This window comes from Parviterribacter multiflagellatus, from assembly GCF_056863265.1.
The window spans coordinates 1-16,310 of the sequence record NZ_JBXPIZ010000011.1; the positions used below are offsets into that span (position 1 = coordinate 1).

16 protein-coding genes are annotated in these 16,310 nt (G+C 67.8%); 7 read left to right on the forward strand and 9 right to left on the reverse strand.

Annotated features, from left to right (window positions below; all coding sequences use genetic code 11):
• Together AC1UE5_RS22160 and AC1UE5_RS22165 are read right to left on the reverse strand one after the other, a co-directional pair.
• Positions 1–895 (reverse strand): trypsin-like peptidase domain-containing protein (locus AC1UE5_RS22160; protein ID WP_482927669.1); only part of this gene is annotated, 895 nt, incomplete at its 3' end.
• A gap of 16 nt (positions 896–911) precedes the next feature.
• Positions 912–1,223, reverse strand: coding sequence for a CU044_2847 family protein (locus AC1UE5_RS22165; RefSeq protein ID WP_482927671.1), 312 nt, complete (start codon positions 1,221–1,223; stop codon positions 912–914).
• Between the two features lie 135 nt (positions 1,224–1,358).
• Here AC1UE5_RS22165 and AC1UE5_RS22170 point away from each other — a divergent pair, with 135 nt between their 5' ends.
• The 7 genes from AC1UE5_RS22170 (at position 1,359) to AC1UE5_RS22200 (ending at position 10,559) form a co-directional block, all read left to right on the forward strand.
• Positions 1,359–1,820 carry a hypothetical protein gene (locus AC1UE5_RS22170; protein ID WP_482927673.1) on the forward strand — a complete coding sequence of 154 codons (462 nt, stop codon included), beginning with the start codon at positions 1,359–1,361 and terminating at the stop codon, positions 1,818–1,820.
• Between the two features lie 707 nt (positions 1,821–2,527).
• Entirely contained in the window at positions 2,528–2,746 is a 219-nt protein-coding gene (locus AC1UE5_RS22175) for a helix-turn-helix domain-containing protein (RefSeq protein ID WP_482927675.1), read from the forward strand.
• 216 nt (positions 2,747–2,962) lie between these two features.
• Entirely contained in the window at positions 2,963–3,478 is a 516-nt protein-coding gene (locus AC1UE5_RS22180; RefSeq protein ID WP_482927677.1) for a hypothetical protein, read from the forward strand.
• Between the two features lie 169 nt (positions 3,479–3,647).
• A complete protein-coding gene (locus tag AC1UE5_RS22185; RefSeq protein WP_482927679.1) occupies positions 3,648–7,067 on the forward strand; it encodes an AAA domain-containing protein in 3,420 nt (1,139 codons plus the stop codon).
• On the forward strand, positions 7,064–8,563 hold the full coding sequence (locus AC1UE5_RS22190; protein WP_482927681.1) for a phospholipase D-like domain-containing protein: 1,500 nt from the start codon (positions 7,064–7,066) through the stop codon (positions 8,561–8,563). Before AC1UE5_RS22185 ends, AC1UE5_RS22190 begins: the two co-directional genes overlap by 4 nt.
• Before the next feature lie 71 nt (positions 8,564–8,634).
• Complete coding sequence (locus AC1UE5_RS22195) at positions 8,635–10,254, forward strand: SIR2 family NAD-dependent protein deacylase (protein ID WP_482927683.1); 1,620 nt, start codon at positions 8,635–8,637, stop codon at positions 10,252–10,254.
• 92 nt (positions 10,255–10,346) lie between these two features.
• Positions 10,347–10,559 (forward strand): hypothetical protein, encoded by a 213-nt coding sequence (locus AC1UE5_RS22200; protein ID WP_482927685.1) that lies wholly within the window; start codon positions 10,347–10,349, stop codon positions 10,557–10,559.
• Positions 10,560–11,056: 497 nt separating this feature from the next.
• Here the strand turns inward: AC1UE5_RS22200 and AC1UE5_RS22205 are convergent, their stop codons facing one another.
• The 7 genes from AC1UE5_RS22205 to AC1UE5_RS22235 all read right to left on the reverse strand — a co-directional run bounded on the left by AC1UE5_RS22205 (position 11,057) and on the right by AC1UE5_RS22235 (position 16,281).
• Positions 11,057–11,497, reverse strand: a complete 441-nt coding sequence (locus AC1UE5_RS22205; RefSeq protein ID WP_482927687.1) for a helix-turn-helix domain-containing protein — start codon at positions 11,495–11,497, stop codon at positions 11,057–11,059.
• Between the two features lie 37 nt (positions 11,498–11,534).
• Positions 11,535–11,894 (reverse strand): hypothetical protein, encoded by a 360-nt coding sequence (locus tag AC1UE5_RS22210; protein ID WP_482927689.1) that lies wholly within the window; start codon positions 11,892–11,894, stop codon positions 11,535–11,537.
• Positions 11,895–12,286: 392 nt separating this feature from the next.
• Positions 12,287–13,564, reverse strand: a complete 1,278-nt coding sequence (locus AC1UE5_RS22215; protein ID WP_482927691.1) for a hypothetical protein — start codon at positions 13,562–13,564, stop codon at positions 12,287–12,289.
• A gap of 9 nt (positions 13,565–13,573) precedes the next feature.
• Positions 13,574–14,023: a hypothetical protein gene (locus tag AC1UE5_RS22220; protein ID WP_482927693.1), complete on the reverse strand. Its 450-nt coding sequence runs from the start codon at positions 14,021–14,023 to the stop codon at positions 13,574–13,576.
• 807 nt (positions 14,024–14,830) lie between these two features.
• Positions 14,831–15,229 carry a VOC family protein gene (locus tag AC1UE5_RS22225; RefSeq protein ID WP_482927695.1) on the reverse strand — a complete coding sequence of 133 codons (399 nt, stop codon included), beginning with the start codon at positions 15,227–15,229 and terminating at the stop codon, positions 14,831–14,833.
• A 47-nt stretch (positions 15,230–15,276) separates the two neighbouring features.
• Positions 15,277–15,474: a hypothetical protein gene (locus AC1UE5_RS22230; protein WP_482927697.1), complete on the reverse strand. Its 198-nt coding sequence runs from the start codon at positions 15,472–15,474 to the stop codon at positions 15,277–15,279.
• 30 nt (positions 15,475–15,504) lie between these two features.
• A complete protein-coding gene (locus AC1UE5_RS22235) occupies positions 15,505–16,281 on the reverse strand; it encodes a hypothetical protein (protein WP_482927699.1) in 777 nt (258 codons plus the stop codon).
• Between the last annotated feature and the right edge of the window lie 29 nt (positions 16,282–16,310).

Genomic DNA, 16,310 nt, shown 5'->3' on the forward strand with positions numbered 1-16,310 from the left:
CGCGGATGTAGTGGTCGCGGTCGTTGAGGAGTGGTTCGATGACCGGCAGTAGGTCGGGTGTGAGTCGGTCGCGCAGGGCGCTCATGGCGGTGAACCGGACGCTGCTGTCGGTGTCCGAGAGCGCTTGAACGATGCGCTGCGTGCCGGCCGGAAGGGGACCAGGCGGGCCGCCTCCATCGGACCGGTCAGCCTCTCGCAGTCCAAGCGGAGACGTACGTGAATCCGGCTCCGGTTGAGAATCGCCGGCGCTCGAGGGTCCGTCAAAGAGCGAACGATTCTCTTGGCTCCAATACCGGTCGATGACTTCGACAGGGATGCCGTAGCCGGTGCGGGGGTCAATGCCTTCCTCCCGCGGAAGATCCCGGCTCACCACGATGGCCACCACGGCACTGGCCGTCTCGTCCCAGACGGCCGAACCGGAGAACCCCGGTTCGAGCATGTACCCGCGCGGGGAATCCGCTTCGAGTTGTAGGCGTTCGTGGCCCGCCGCACCGACGATCTCACCACGAGACCACACACCACCTGTGTGGCCCCGCGGATACCCATAGCTCCGAAACCGGTGATTCCAGATGCCATCTGTCGTCGGCCTGAGCGCAGCCACAGCGGCACCCGCAGGCGGCGGTTCCTGAAGCTCGAGAACCGCGAAATCGCCGGTGCCGTTCGGCGCCTCGGGCACCCATCCGTCCGCTAGAGCAATCGCTTCAATCGGCGGCGCCCCGTCCACGAATTGGAACTGGACGTAGACAGGGTCCGAAGGAGCCTCACTGCTGAGCGCCCCGGTGACCACGTGCGCGCACGTCAAGACGTGACGGTCGGTGACGAGAACGCCAGCGCCAACCGGATCAGCCTCTTCTTGTCGCCGGATTTGGACCTGCCAGGCGGGCCGTTCGTTCATTTCGTGCTGCGCGCCCTCACGTACCGCCGGAACGAGTCCAAGCGAGCTTTACGACGAAGTGACTCTCGGCCGCGGTCTTGGCGACGATCACGCCGGCTTCAGCGTTCAGCTTGATTCCGAACTCGAGCTCAAACTGATCGGGACCGAGCTTGCGCAACCCGTCCGCCACGCGTTCCAGAGACGGCACGAGGCTCTCGACCGCGGCATCGAGTGTCTGGCTGGCTTCGACAACTCCACCGGAGCTGCGTGCTACTCGTTCGGTGCCGAAGTCCTGTCGTGATACCTCAACAGTCAGCGGCGCGCCCGCGTCTGTAGTGAACTGGACCAAGTCTGTCATGCCATACCAAGAACCCGTTCCATGCGCGGATGCTAGCTACGCGGGACCGCGGAAGGCGAAGACCAGATGACGCGGCAGTCAGGCGCTCGATTTGGCACTGCCGCCGGCTGTAGTTAGGTTGCGCAAATGAGCGACGAATTCGAGCTGTCCATCTCGCTGCCGCTGGATTCCGACGGATTTCTACGTCGTGAATGCCCCACGTGCGAGCGCGAGTTCAAGTGGCGCGTCACAGAGGACGAGGAGACGGCGGAGCCGGCGCCACAGCATGGCTACCACTGCCCTCTGTGTCGCGTTCAGGCATCCGCCGACTCGTGGTGGACGAAGCCGCAGCTACGCCTGGCCGAAGAAACCGCTGCCAAGGAGATCCTTGAACCAAAGCTCAAGGGCCTTGCCGATCGGCTCGGTAGCTCGTCAGGCGACTTCCTCAAGGTGACCGTAAACACCTCAGACCTACCCGAACCGCAGGCGCTCACGGAACCGAATGACATGCGGCGGGTCGACTTCTCGTGCCACCCGGCGGAACCGGTGAAGGTCCCCGATGACTTTGACGAACCAGTCCACTGCCCCATCTGCGGCACTCCCGCTTGACCTCATCCACCAGGAGATCGACGGGGTGCTGGTCGCCGTCGGCCATCGCGGCGTGTGCTGTCGATGTGAATCGGTCAGAGCACGGACATCGTCCGCGAGTAAGGGCGGGTGGACCACCCGTGGCTACCGCCACTACAGCCCATCGGGGACGATGTGACGATCGCCGACGAGGCGTTCGCGACCCCAGCTCCGGTCCCCTCCCGATCCCTCCTCGCACCCGTTCGCCCGGCGAACGGATAGACGTGCCGCTCAGCCCGATGGCGCCTGGCGTTCTGCTCCCTGTCCCGGTCCCGACCACCCCCAACGCACCGTGCAACAAGTTGGTCTGGGCGTTGGGGGTGGTCGGGTCCGGTCCAGGGAGCGAGCAGGACCAGGGCTGAGCGGCAGCGACCGAGGCCGGGCGAACGGGTGCGGAGGAGGTCGGGAGGGACCCGGAGCGGGGGACCTGGGACGGGGTCGAGGGCGTATAGCGAGCTAGCTGTACAGCGAGCGCGGCAGATGTCCTTGAGGCGGCGGAGCACTGCAAGCGAAGGGCAGGCGAGGGCGGCGACGGAGGTCATCCCATCCGTGGATGGCACAGGCGCATCAGCGCGAGCGCTCTCGTCATCGCTTCCGACCGAGTTACAACATATTTAGCGCTCTATCCGGCTCCGCCGGGGCGCGCTCCACCGAAGCCGAGCCGAGCATCGCGTCGCGCCTTCACGCGCATGAACGAAGCCGACGACAGCACCCGCGTGACGCTCGCCGAACCGCTCCTGACCGCCGAGGACGTCGCCGCCCTCCTGGCCGTCCCACAGTCGAGCGTCTACGACTACGCCCGCCGCCAACACGACCCTATGCCCTCCGTCGAGATCGGCCGCCACCGCCGCTTCCACCGCCCTGACCTCGCCCGCTGGATTGCCAACCAGCGAAACCGCAGCCACTGATCGTCACGACTCTGCGCAGCCTCTGCACCAACTCTGCGCAGACGACCCACATCTAGGGGGCACGCGGGTAACGTCGCCGGCTGACAATTGAAAGCGGCCCGGCCGGTGCGCAAACACCGCCGGGCCCGGCCCAAGGAGTCCTACCTCCGTGAGCACCGCACAGGCTACGTTGCGCCGTCTCGGCGCGCGTGTCCACCTCCGTCCGCGGAGCGCGTCATGACGCGCATCCTCGGCGAGTACACCACCCTTGCCGGCGGCTCTCGCCGCGTCGTCGCCGTCGAACGCGCAGGCCCGCCCGGCTGGTGCCTCCTCGACGTCTCCGCACGCACGGTTGCATCGGAGGACGATGTTCAGATCGTCCGACGCCACGGCGCCCCGCGAGGGTTCGCCGCGATCGCTGAGTGGTGGATCAGGCAGGCGAGCACCTCCCCGCTCTCTTCGAACTGGTTCGAGTGGTGGATTGCGCGGGAGGCCCAACGCAACGTACTCGCCGTTCAGGCGACGGTTGACATCTACCGTGACCGCTTAGGAATGCGACGACTCGTTCTAGCGGCAGAAGCCTCAACGGATGACTGCGTGCACCTCGTCGATGTCCCGGTGGACCCGAATGGAGCCGCTGCTCGCCTCGTAGCCATCGACGTTGAAGACCGTGACCACGGAAGGGCCTTGGCGAGCGTGTACGTGGAGCAGCGTCTTCTCCAGGTTGCCGCGCAAAGCGCGCGGGCCCGTTAGCCGTACTTCCGGACGGCTTCAGTCGAAACACGGCCTCCGAACCCCTCCGGCGGTCTCAATCTGAGAGCGCTCGGTTGCGTCACGGCAGCGCGCAGCCCTACGAAGCACTCGGTCGGACGAATCGCCAAACTACGTAGACATGGATGTGCGCGTCCTAGACGGTCGATTCGTGCTCGACCCGGTTCCGCCGCGGGTCGGCGGCACGGCCCACGTATGTCGAGCCACTGATCATCATGCTGAGGGCAGACGCGTAGCGATCAAGCTCTACAACGGTGACGCCATTGACGATGAGCTACTTCGTGAGTGCTTCTTGCGGGAGCGGGCGGCGCTCCAGGCACTTCATCACCCGAACGTGGTTCGTCTCATTGCAGCCGGGCACGATCCTGACCGCGGGCAGCACTGGCTTGCACTGGAGTGGATAGAACGCACTCTCGTCGACCATCTAGCTGACCTGCCTGCATCGGAGCGGGGGTGGAGCGCCATGGCCCGGACGGTTCTGCGTCCGCTCTTGGTCGCACTGGGCGCGGCACACGCTCGGAACATCCTTCATCGTGACCTGAAGCCGGCGAACGTGATGTTCGGCAACGACGAACGGATCAAGCTGACCGACTTCGGCGTCGCAAAGCTCTTGGACTCAGCGCGCTTTGGCATGACGGTTAGCGACCTCCACTCGCGGCCGTACGCGGCGCCAGAGCGCGACAGCGGGGACGTCGACGCCCGAAGCGATCTGTACTCGCTCGGCGTGACGATGATCGACCTACTTGGAGGAACTCGACTCCCGCGCTCCGCAGACCCCGCACAGGCTCTTGACGCGCTCGCGCTCGGACCGGATGCCAACCATTTTCTCGCCGCCCTGATCGCACCGGTACGCGACGATCGTCCGCTCACGGCGAAGGTTGCGCTTGTCGAACTCGATCGGATCCTGGCGTGGGAACAAACGGCAGCCGAGGTTCATCGTCCGCGCCTCCAGGTCGCGATCACGAAGGCGGTGATAGGCGCTGGGCGCGGTGCGCTCAATGTCGATGACGTTGTAGAGGTTCGGCGTCGACTCATCGCCGACCTCAACGCTGATCCTCCGAGCATCGTCCGCGATCGTAGGTCGGAGGGGGGTTGGTCTGACGAAGCGGCTGTGGATCTGGATCTGGTGGGCCAGGAACTCCTCTTCTCAGCCCGCTTCGATCGCGACGGCAGCGGCATCCTTGTTCTTAGAGGCCTACGGCCTGTTCCGCCAAGTCTGCTTGAGCGGCGACGTGAGGACGGCATCGAGGTCGCGTGCGAGCTCGTGTTTGACCGGCGGATCGACGACGCCCGCAGCGGAGCTGATCACTTGATTGAGGCTCTGTCGTCGCACGAGGTCGAGGCTCGAGCTGCTGCGCTGGATCGGGCAGAAAATGGGCTCTTTGATCGTTGGTCGTCGATGCTCGAGGCCAAGACGGCGCTAGAGGCCCGTCGTGAGCAGCCGGTCGCGTATGACGGTGTACGCCGTGACGGCGAGCTGGTTCTCTTCACCGTGAAGGCGGATATCGACGAGAGCTACGTCGGGCAGACTCGGCGAGTCCCCGTTCCCGGCGGCGGCGCGGTGGTTGGGAGCATCGCGCAAGTCGGCGACGGTGAAGTCGGCGTTGCGGTAGAGCGCGGACATGTAGATGGTTTGCCCGACCGCGGACAATTGCTCATTGACCGCTCTGCGTCGCGTCGGGCGATCGATCGGCAGAAGCGAGCACTGGCCGACGTGCGTGCGGGTGATGGTGCTCGCTCCGACCTAGGTGAGCTCCTCGTTCATCCGGACCGCGTAGCCGAACTCAGCGAGCTGACGCTGGGGCCCTTTCTGCAAGAGCTCGATGAGCCCAAGCGCCAGGCGGTCGAAGCAGCCCTCGCGTCACCGGATTTCACGCTCGTACAAGGCCCGCCTGGTACCGGAAAGACAACCTTCATCGCGGAGCTGGTCGCGCAGTTGCTCACCTCGCGCCCGGGCGCCCGAGTGCTCCTGTCGTCCCAGACACATGTCGCGGTCGACCACGCCGCGGCAAAGCTCGATTCACTGCCCGGTAGTTGGCGAATGGTTCGGGTGGGTCGGCCCGAGCTCGTCGATAGCAACGCGCAGCACCTGACCGTCGGAGAGCAGCTCAAGCTCTGGCACCGCGAGGCAGACCGCGACGGGCGCGCGTGGCTCGAGACTTGGGGGCGCGAGCGAGGTATCAGCCAAATCGCACTGGATGCGTACGCGCTTGCCGCAGAACTCGTGAGCACGGAGCAGGCGTCCCGGCGGCTATTTGATCGACTCGTCGAGCTCGCGGAAGAGGAAGACCTTCTACTCGATCGGGTAACGGACCCCGCCAGGCCAGCGCCGACAGCGACCTCTACGGGCGAAATGCTGAGCGACGCGGAGGACGAGCTCGCAGCGGTCCAGGACGAGGCTGAATCGAGGCGCGCTGAAGAGGCGAGGAACGCTGCCGAACGCGAACGAGTGGCCGCCGAGCTGAAGCGCGTTCTCCCTGGCGGAGCCTCGATTGACGCCGATGCTGTGGAGCAGACGCTGAGGACGCATTTCCCCGTCGTCGAGAGCGACCTGTCCGCCTACAGGCGGTTGCTCGCGTTGCAGGACGAGTGGCTCCTGCGCTTTGGTCAAGGGGACGGCTTCACGGAGGCGCTCATCGGCCAGGCGCAGGTAGTAGCCGGCACGTGCATCGGACTCGCTGGCGCGCTCGACGACCAAGACGCCTTTGACTTAGCGATCGTCGATGAGGTTTCGAAGGCTACGCCAACCGAGGCGCTCGTTCCCATGATCCGCAGCCGTCGTTGGGTGCTCGTCGGCGACGACCGACAGCTTCCTCCCTATGTGGACGGCCAGCTGTTGGACGATGGGCTTCTCGACGCTCACGGCTTGAGTCGGGAGGACCTGGAGGAGACGCTTTTCTCCGCGCTGGTCGACCTACCCGAGGACCGGCGTCGTGCGCTTTCGGTCCAGCACCGCATGCTGCGGCCGATCGGTGAGCTAATCAGCCACTGCTTCTACGGCGGCGAGCTAGAAAGCTCCCGTCCCGCAAGTTCGGCATTTCGGTCTCTCGACGTCTTCCCGGCACCGGTCACGTGGTTCTCAACGGCTCGGCTGCCGGGCCGTCGAGAGAAGAAGGTGGGCACGACGTTCTGGAACGAGAGCGAGCTGCGTGTCATACGACGACTGCTCAACCAGCTCCAGGCCCGGGCACAGCAGAACGACGAGCGCCTGAGTGTCGCGGTCGTCACCGGCTATGGCGAGCAGGCGCGCCGCGTCCGTCGCGATCTGCGCACACATGATCCAAAGTGGTCGCACCTGGCGATCGATGTTCACCCGGTTGACTCTTTTCAGGGACAGGAACGGGACGTCGTTCTGTACTCGGTCACGCGCTCGAATGCCGACAACGACCTGGGGTTCCTGCGGTCAGAACGCCGAATCAACGTGGCGCTGAGCCGCGCGCAAGACGCGTTGGTGATCGTCGGCGATGCTCGATTCTGCGCTAGGGCCCGCGGCGGAGACAATCCGTTTGCGACGGTCCTCGAACGGATCAGGATCCAGGACGGTTGTCAGCTGCAGGAGGCGAAGCGGTGACGGCTGAGGAAGTCGCGCGACGCTATGCCGGCGCGCGCTCCGGATATCGGCTGATCTCCTTCCGGGAGGTCGCTCTGCCCCTCTTCAAGATCGATCTAGAGCTACTGGTGCTGGAGCGAAAGGACCTGCCGCCCCTGCAGGAGTACGTTCTGCGTGCGGTCGAGGCCGGTCTCACTGATCTGGGCTCGATTGCCGGGCTGCTCGGTCTGCAGGAGCCAGTGGTGCGGACGGCCGCAGCCGAGTTGCTCGGCGCGGATGCTCTGGTCATGACGGGGGGAGCAGACAATGACCGTCACCATCGGTTGGCCCTCACCGACAAGGGCAAGCGCACTGCGAGCGAAGCAGCTTCCGTCCAGCCGGTCGAGGTCAACCTGCCTGTCTGGGTTGACGGGCTGACTCGCGAAGTTCTGTCGGTGACGGGTCGCGGCGAGCCGTGGTTTCCAGCCGGCCGCTCGCTTGAGCGCGGCCTAGTCGAGATTCCGGCGCATCCACGCCGGCGGCCAGGCCTTGAAGCGCTACCCCTTGAATCGGTCCAGGCGGTGATACGTGCCGAAAGTGCCGGTCGCCGCGCGCGTCGTGAGGTGGTTGGGATCACCGGTATGGGAAAGGCCCGACGGTTTGCGCGGGAGGCCGTCGCGCTCGCCTACGCCGCCCCGGGGGAAGACGAGCCGCTCATCACGCTAATCGTGGATGGTGAGCCGAGCGAGGCTCACGACGCGGCGCTCGCCCGCGCGCTGGCACGCTCGGCGCGTCGAGCCACGCCGCAGGACTGGCACGAGGCTCCCGCTGCGGCTCAGAAACTCCTTGGCGACGAGCTAGTTGCTGAGGCTGCCGAGGTCGACGTCACTGAACGTCTGGAACGCGAGCGCGAGGATCTCCGCGCCGAGGACCGGACTCTGCGGCTCGCCGCTGAAGAGGCTACGCCCAACGACCTTGCCGCGCTGCGAGAACGGTTGGCCGAGTCCGAGAGGCGACAGGCGCAACTGCAGCGTGCGCTCGACAACATCTCGGTGCGACACGTTCCTGTTTACGAGCATCCTGGGTACTTGCGGAAGGCACTTCAGCAAGCACGCAGCCGTGTGCTCATCGTGTCGCCGTGGATCCGTTTTGAGGTGGTCAACGATGAACTGATCTCCCAAATGCGCAAGACGCTGGATCGAGGTGTGGATCTATGGATCGCGTACGGGATTTCGCCCGAAGGCGGTTATCGGTCCAAGGCGAAGGGCGAAGGCGATCGTGCGGCAGAACGCAAGCTCAGGCTCTTGGGTGACGATTTCCCGCGAAACTTCCATATGACGCGCCTCGGGGATACTCACGCCAAGGTGCTGGTCTGCGACTCACGGTTCTCGATTGTCACCTCGTTCAACTGGCTCTCGTTTCGAGGTGACGACAAGCTCAACTTCCGGGACGAGCGCGGCTACTACGTCGGCCTTTCAGACAAGGTCGACGAGCTCTTCGAGAGCTACCGCCGTCGCTTCGACGAGGCAAATGCATAGTGGTTGGGGCGCCGGGCAAGGCAAGCGTCGCGGCCTTTCCCGTTTAGATGGCACGGATGCGAGGTGAGCACATGACCGGCGATCAAGGAGCCAGAAACAACACCCGGTTGCTTCCGCAACCCGTGCTCGAAGCTCTCCTTGAGGATCGACTACTGCCTGTGGTTGGAGCAGGCTTCTCGCTCAACGCTCTAATGCCCGCCGGACGAAAGATGCCTCTCTGGTGGCAGCTAGGGGAGCAGGTCAAGAGCGAGGTGGAGTACCTCACACCGAACGCCGACGCCGTCGAGGTGCTGTCGGCATACGCCGCCGAGCACGGTCGGCAAGCTTTGGTCGCGCGGCTACGGCGAGCTCTGCATGACGGATTCGCAGCACCTGGATCGGCGCACCTCGCCTTCGCTCGCCTTCCATTTACAACGGTGGTGACCACGAACTTCGATCCGCTGCTGGAGGATGCGTACCGTGCGGTCCGCCGCCCGTTCCGTGTCGTGATCCGCGAGGACCAGCTTGCGTCCCCCGTCCCTGGCGAAGCAGTCACCGTGGTGAAAGCGCATGGGGACTACGACAACGAACCCGTGCTCGTAGCAACGGAGGAGGACTACGACGCCTTCCTCTTGACCCGTCCGCTGTTAGCGACGCATCTCGCCAACCTCCTCATCACCCGCCTGGCGTTCTTGGTCGGGTACTCCCTGTCCGACTCGGATTGGCGCCAGCTGCTCACTGCTGTGAGATCCCGTCTCGGGAGGTCACGCCAGAAGATCTACGCCGTCGAAGTCGATCCCTCTCCGGCGACGGTCGAGCGGTTTCGCCGCCGCGACGTCACGGTCATTCCCCTGAGGTCGAACGGGCGAACGACTGCCGACACCTTGGAGGAGATGTTCAACGAGATGCGCAGCTACGCCGCTGAACATGGCCTTGAAGACGCGATAGTCCGGGACGAAGGGGCGCTCGAAGAGCTCCGTGTGACCGGACGGGCAGACCGGCGGCTAGTGTTGTTCCTTGTCCCGGAGCGGCTTCTCGCTTTCTACCGCGAGCAAGTGTTCCCAGCACTCCGCGCTGGACGACTCAATCCGATCACGGTCTTCGACGTAGATGCCCGCGGTGGAGGTTCGACACATACAACGACGCTCGCACTGATCGAACAATCGGTTGCGATCGTCGCTGACGCGACAGATGGCAACTCGAACGTGATGTTCGAACTGGGGCTCGCGACGACGACGCCATCCGCAGCCGGACGCGTTGCCATCATCTCTCGCGGTTCCGTCCCCTCGGAGGTGGGCGCGCTTGAGTCCATTCCGTTCATCTCGGACGCCGGCCATGAGCCGTTCCTCAGCCAGTTGCTCGCCTGGTTGAACGAAACAACAGGTGGCTCGTCTCCGGCGCCGCCTAGGGACGTCAGTCTGTCTGGCGAGCCTCAGCACGACCCTGGGTGGTTGGTCGTCCGAGCGTTCCGGGACCTCGAGATGGCGCTGCGGCAGCGATACGAACGTGACCAGCGTGTCGGACCTGTAGTCCCCTTGCTTCGTCGCGCGATCGACGATGGCGTGATTTCCGCCGACTTGGCCTCCCGCCTGGACTCTGCTCGCCGTCTGCGCAACGAGGTATTGCATCTGGGTGTCGATCCGGATGCCGATGAGGCGATCACCGCAGCTGCAGCGATGGATGAGGCAACGAAAGCGCTGGAGCAACCCTGAATCGACGTCCTCTGGTTCGCGTCGAACTTCGAGAGCCGAGCTCGTCCGCTCATTCCGCGACAGCGAGGTCGTCGGGGCGTAACGTCGCCGTTATGGGCTTCAACGAGAACGACAAGATCATCTTCCCGGACCCGCTGAACGACGGCGCGATGACGCCGGGCAGGTTCCACGAAGTGGCGGTGGACGAGCCGCTGGAGGTCTCCGGACCGGAGGGCGGCACGCGGAAGGTCGACGCGGCCTGGGTCAGCCGCGAAGAGGATGGAACGACGGCACGGGTCCGGTACGCCGACATCCGCCCCGCGTGAATTGGTCTGAGGTGAGGGCCGGAGCCCGAAGGAGTGCCGGCTAAGCGGACGCGAGATCCCGAGTGGGTTACGGATCGGGACCCGGTCTGCGGCCCCAGAGGTGAGCTGCGTAGGAGTCTCAGAACCGACAAACCCCGGTTCGGTTTGGACCCGAACCGGGGCTCTTCGAAGGTGCCGACGGCAGCTGTGACGCGCGCGTCAATGACGCATACGAGAGGGCGTGCCCGCTGCCGGTAGGCCGATTCCTCAAGGGCCCGGAAAGGTCAGCCTCGCGCCGACCTCGATCCCGAGTTCCGATCGCGAGCATTCCGCTCTTGACCGTGCGAGGCAGTCTGCAGGAGCCGTCGGACGGAACGCACTCAACTCTCGCGGTTCGACCGCCAGTCGTCCAGGCGAGCAGAGAGAGGGCGGGATCGTGCGTCGGGTTCAAGGGCTGGGCCCGTGCCGCGCGAGAACGGTCCGCCGCCTCGCGGCGCGTTCGACGCGCCGCCCGCTGGCTACGCGGGTTCGCGTGTGATCGTGAACGCCGCGCGAGCCCATGGATGGGCGTCCGGATGGTTGATCGGCGCCTGCCCTGCAGGGCCGATCAGCGCGGCCGCGCGCACGAGGAGTCGCATGCTCTCCGGCGTGTCGTCGATCTTGTCGCGCTTCCATTCAGCGAGCCAGTCCTCTGGCGTACGACCCGTCGCATCCGCGAACTGCTGACGCAGGGCCTCGGGGTCGGCAACGGGTGCGTCGTCGCGAAACCGCTGCACCCGAGCCTGCTGGGCCTGCATGTAGCGGTCGAGCGCAGCCTCTGGCACCTTTGTCTTGCGGGCGGAGACCCGCTCGACGTCGAGCTTGCCGCGCTGGATCAGCTTGTAGACCCCGTCGGGGGTCATGCCGAGTCGATCCGCCGCCTCCTGGACGCTGAGATATCCGGTCTGCGTCTGGGCCATGGGTTCACCGTACCAGTCGACTGTCCGCTTCGTCCACTTATTCTTCTTCGTCGGCTAGTTCTTCCCAGTCCTGAAGCCCGTCATCAAGAAGTCCGCCGAGGGCGCCGTTGACGTGATGGAGCCAGCCGTCCGGCGGCGGAAGCTCGGCCGGCTCGCGCACGTGGTTGGCGGCGCCGTAGGGGTGACGGTGGATCCGCGGGTGCGCGTCGTCCTCGTCACCGACGTCGAGCCGCTCGGCGCCAAACGCGCCGGACGTCTCGCCGACCTGGACGTGCCAGCCGCACGCGACGAGGTGGCACCCCTCCTGTTCGAGGCGCCGGTCGCCGTGGGGATCGTCGCCGTCCCGCCAGGCCTCGGCCACGGTGAGCGTCACCCGGACCGTCTCGCCGTCGGTCACGACGGTCCGTTCTGGCACGTTGCCTGCGACGCGTGGGGCTTCGAGATCGTGCCGCCGTTCAGTGAGGAGTCGCTGCGCGGAACGCGACCTCGCCGGGCGCGAGGCCGCGCACATTGGAACAGCCGGGTGTTGACGATGCTCTCCTGCGTCCCCGGGCGAGAGCCTAGAACCTTGCGAACGACGTCCCGCAAACGCCGACGAAAGGTCCCGAGAAGGTCCCCAACCGACCTCCGCCACCCCCACGCAACCGCTCCAGCCGGTACCATCCGCCCCGGAAACAGCGGGTTTCCGCCCCGAGGGCTGACCTACGGAACCGAAGGTCAGAGGTTCGAATCCTCTCGGGAGCGTTCTTGGGAGCCCCCGCTTTGACGGGGTTTCCTCGTTCTTCGGCCCTACTCCAGGTCGGGCGCTCGCGCCACGAGCGCGCGCAGGGTGGCGCCGGCCCGGTCGCCCCGGTGGGCGTCGAGCCACTGCGCCGCTCGCTCCGCCGCCTCGCGCCAGCTCCCGGCGCGGGAGGCGACCTCCTCTGACAGGTCGTAGGGGCTCGGCGCGGCAGTCGCGGACCATCCCTCCTCGGACCAGCGCAGCTCGACGTAGGTCTCGGGATCGATGGTGGCCTCCACCCGACCGATGTCGACCTCGAGCGTCGCGTCGGGGGCGTCGTCGAGGGCGACGATGTCGCGCGGCGGCGGCTCCCAGTGGGTTCCGGGGTCGAACGGCACGTCGGTGGCCGTCGCGGCGTAGCGCGCGACGAGGTCGCGGATGTCCGCGCCGCTGTCGCCACCGCGGTTGACGTCGAGCCAGTCCGCAGCAGCGTCGGCCGCCTCTTGCCAGGTGCCCCACGCGAGGTCGACGATCCAGTTCCCGCTGTCGTCCTTGGAAGTGGTCTCGACCACGCCCCATCGCGCTCCTTCGCGGCGCCGCAGCTCGAGCAGACGACCCGGTCCGAGTGTCAGCAACACCTGGTCGCTGCTCGTGACCTGGAGGCGGACCCCGGGGCGCGTCGACAGGTCGACGCCAAGGCGCGGCGAGAGCCGGCCGGGCTCGCTGCTCTGACGGCGCGGCACGATGGACTCGCAGCGTCGGAGCATCTCGGCGTGCGACGCGACCGGGGTGCCGGTGAGGCGAGCCTCGAGCTCGAAGCTCTCCTCGACCCAGTCCCAGTCGGTCAGCGGATCGCCGCTGCGGGTGTCGGCGGGGCTGCCGCTCGTCACGACGGCCGCCTTCACGAGGTCGACGCGCACGTCGTCCATCCCTTCGACACCGCCGGATTCCGCGATGGCGGCGAGGCGTCCGGCGTCCGTCTCGGGCCCGGCGGCCCTGGCCTCAGCGTAGCGTCCGAGCAGGTAGAGCACGCCGGCCCGGCCGTGCGGATGCGGCGCCCACTCGCGGCGGTCGGCGGCCAGCGGCTCGAGGAAGGCGGCCGCGCGCTCGCGGCGGCCCGCGAGGTGCCAGAGCCCGGCGATCCACGCGCGGTCGGCCGGCGTGCCGTCCGACAGCGTGCCCTCCAGATCGGCTGCGACCTCCGCGAAGAGCGATCGGTTGTCGTCCAGGTCCAGCCACCGCCGGGTGCGCGCGATCTGCTCGCGCGACGCTGGACCGTCGAAGCTCTCGGCGAGGTGCTCGAGCCTGCGCAGGGCTGTGGCGAGATCCGCGGCGTCGACCGTCACCGGCGTGCCTCAGCGGTTGGGGTACGGGACATCGATGATGTCGAGGTCGTCGACGTTGCCGCCTTCGCGGATGATGCGCGCACTGGTGTCCACCCCCGGACCGTAGGCCTTCACGCCGGCCAGATCCTGACGGACGTGCACCACCTTCGCGTCGAAGCTGCGGCGCCCGGCGTTGAGCTCGTCGATGAGCCGGGCAGCGAACTCGTAGTCGCGCTTCCCAGACTCCTTCATCAACCGAAGGTAGTCGTTGCTACCGCTGCGTTGCGCCCGCAGCCACGGGCGGCTCGGCTGCACGTGGACCCGTCCGCCCACCGACGACTGCAGCTTCTCCAGGGTGAGCGGCTTGTCCCCGGCCAGCGTGCCCTTCGACTCGACGACGATCAGGCGGTTCTGCCGGCGGTCGTAGGCGACGATGTCCGGGCCGTTGCGCCCCAGTCCGTTACCCGGCCGGCCGTCCACGAGAATCCTGATGTGTCCTGCTGGGCGAGGATCAGGTCGACCGTGACGAGCGGGTCCGGCCCGCCGTACAGGCCGAAGCGCAGCGTCTGCCGCTCGCGCACGCGCGCTGTGACGTCACGGTAGATCGCGGCCCGCGTCGTGACGGTGCCCCGGTCCCCGGTAACCCCTGTCCCCGGTGCATCAGCGGCGGGCGCTGCGCAACGGTCAGTTCCCGCCGCCCCCGCCGTCCCCGCCGTCCCCGCGCGGCGGTCGCGTTGTCGTCGGCGGTGGAAGCGCTCTCCCCAGCCCACGACCTCCCCAGGCCACGACCTCCGCGGCCCACACCTCGCCGACGAGCTCGACGCCGCGGGGGCGCGGACGTCGGGGGGCAGGTCGAGGTCGGTCTGCAGCACCCGCCACATGGCGCCGTGCACCGTCGCCGCGTGCGGCTCGCTCGTCATCCGCAGCCCGTCGTTGAGGCGGCGCGCCGCGGCGTGAGACGGCGCCGTCTCGTCGCCCAGGACGAGCTGGAGCTCCAGCGGCCACAGCGGCGGCACGGCGACGTCGGCGTCCCCGAGCCGGATCGGCACGCGGTCGCGCTCCCGCCCACCGCGCTCGAGCCGACAGACGCCGCGCACCACCAGCTCCTTGAACGCCGTCGGGACGAGCGACCGCTCGCCGACGCGGGGGTCGAGGAGCGCCGACGTCGCGGTCGCGGAGACGGGCCAGGGCGAGTGGACGTCCGTCGGGCGAGTCTCCCTGCTCTGTCAAGGCTCGCGGCGCTGGCGACGACCGAGGCGAGAGGGAGCAGGACGCGCGCGGGGCGCGCTACGACGCCGGCGTGTCGACGACGAAGATCAGGTTGCCGTCAGGGTCGGTGATGTGGAACATCGCCGGCGCCCCCGGAGTCGTCATCACGTCCGAGACCGTCACGCCGAGCCCGGCCAGCCGCGCGTGCTCACCCTCGACGTCGGTCGTCTCGACGCCGATCGTGCCGCCACCGGGCTCGCCGCCCATCGGCGGGTTGAGCGCGAGGCGCGCGGTCGAGCCGGGCGGCGCGACCTCGATCCAGCGGTGCTCGCCGCCCTCGCCGAACGGCACGTCCGCGCGCAGCTCGTAGCCGAGCTTCTCGGTGTAGTACCGGATCGCGGCGTCCTGGTCGGCGACGGAGAACATCGCGACGCCGATGTTGGTGACGGTGGTGGGGCTCTGCGTGGTGTTCGTCATGGCCCTTAGACGGCGGCCACGCGCGGAACTCATCGGTGGGCCGAGACTCACCCGCGCGGACGCCGCCCGCTGAGCGTCCCGCGCACCAGCTGCGGCTTGCGACGCGCGGGAACCGACCGGGCGGAGCGGCGCGCCTGCCCGAGCGTCCGCGGCGCCTCGCCGCGCCCCTCCGCCGCCGCGAGCAGCTCGGCGAGGAGGAGCAGCATCACCAGGTCGGGAGGCAGTCGCCAGATCGCGGGGCGCACTGCGACGCACGGTACACGCCGCGCCACGCGTCAACCACCGTCTCCGCCCCCGCCTCCGCCGTCTCCGCCATCGCCCCCGCCACCGCCGTCCAGCGCCGCCCCCGCGTCGTCGGCGGCGGCGAAGAGCTGCGGCCAGGTGACGACCTCGGCGGCCCACACGACCCCGGTCAGCTCGACCCCCCGGAAGCGGCTGGCCTTGGCGACCTCGGCGACGAGCGTCCGCGGCGCCAGCGCGACGAGCCCGCCGAGCGCGGTCATCGGCTCCGCGAGGTCGGAGCCGTTCTCCAGCGCGGCGCGGACGCCGCCCTCGCGCGTGCGGGCCTCCTCCGCGAGCGCCTCGCCGGCCGCCGTCGGCACGAGCACGCTGCGCGCGAGCCCCAGACGGCGGCGGCGCAGCGTGGCGAGGTCGCGGTCCACCAGCTCGCGCTCCACCTCGGCGCGCAGGTCGTCGAGCACCGTGAGGTCGGTCTGCAGGAGACGCCAGACCGCGACGCGCACGGGCGACCAGCCCGGCTCGCTCGTCGCCCGCAGCCCGTCGTCGAGGCGGTGGAGCACCGCGTAGGGCGGGAGGGCGTGGTCGTGGCGCACGAGCCGCAGCTCGCGCCGCCCCTCGGGGACCGCGAGCTCGGTCTCCCCGAGCCGCACCAGCAACGGCTTGCGGCCGGGCCCGCGCTCGAGCGCCCACGCGCCCCTGAGCAGCAGCTCCTTGAAGGCCGTCCGGAACAGCTCCTTCATCCCTGCACGTGGGTGGAGGAGCGCCGCCGTCGCGGTCGCGGAGACGGGCCAGGTGAGCGGCTGGAGGTCCACGGCGCGCGGAGTATGACGGCGCGCGCCGC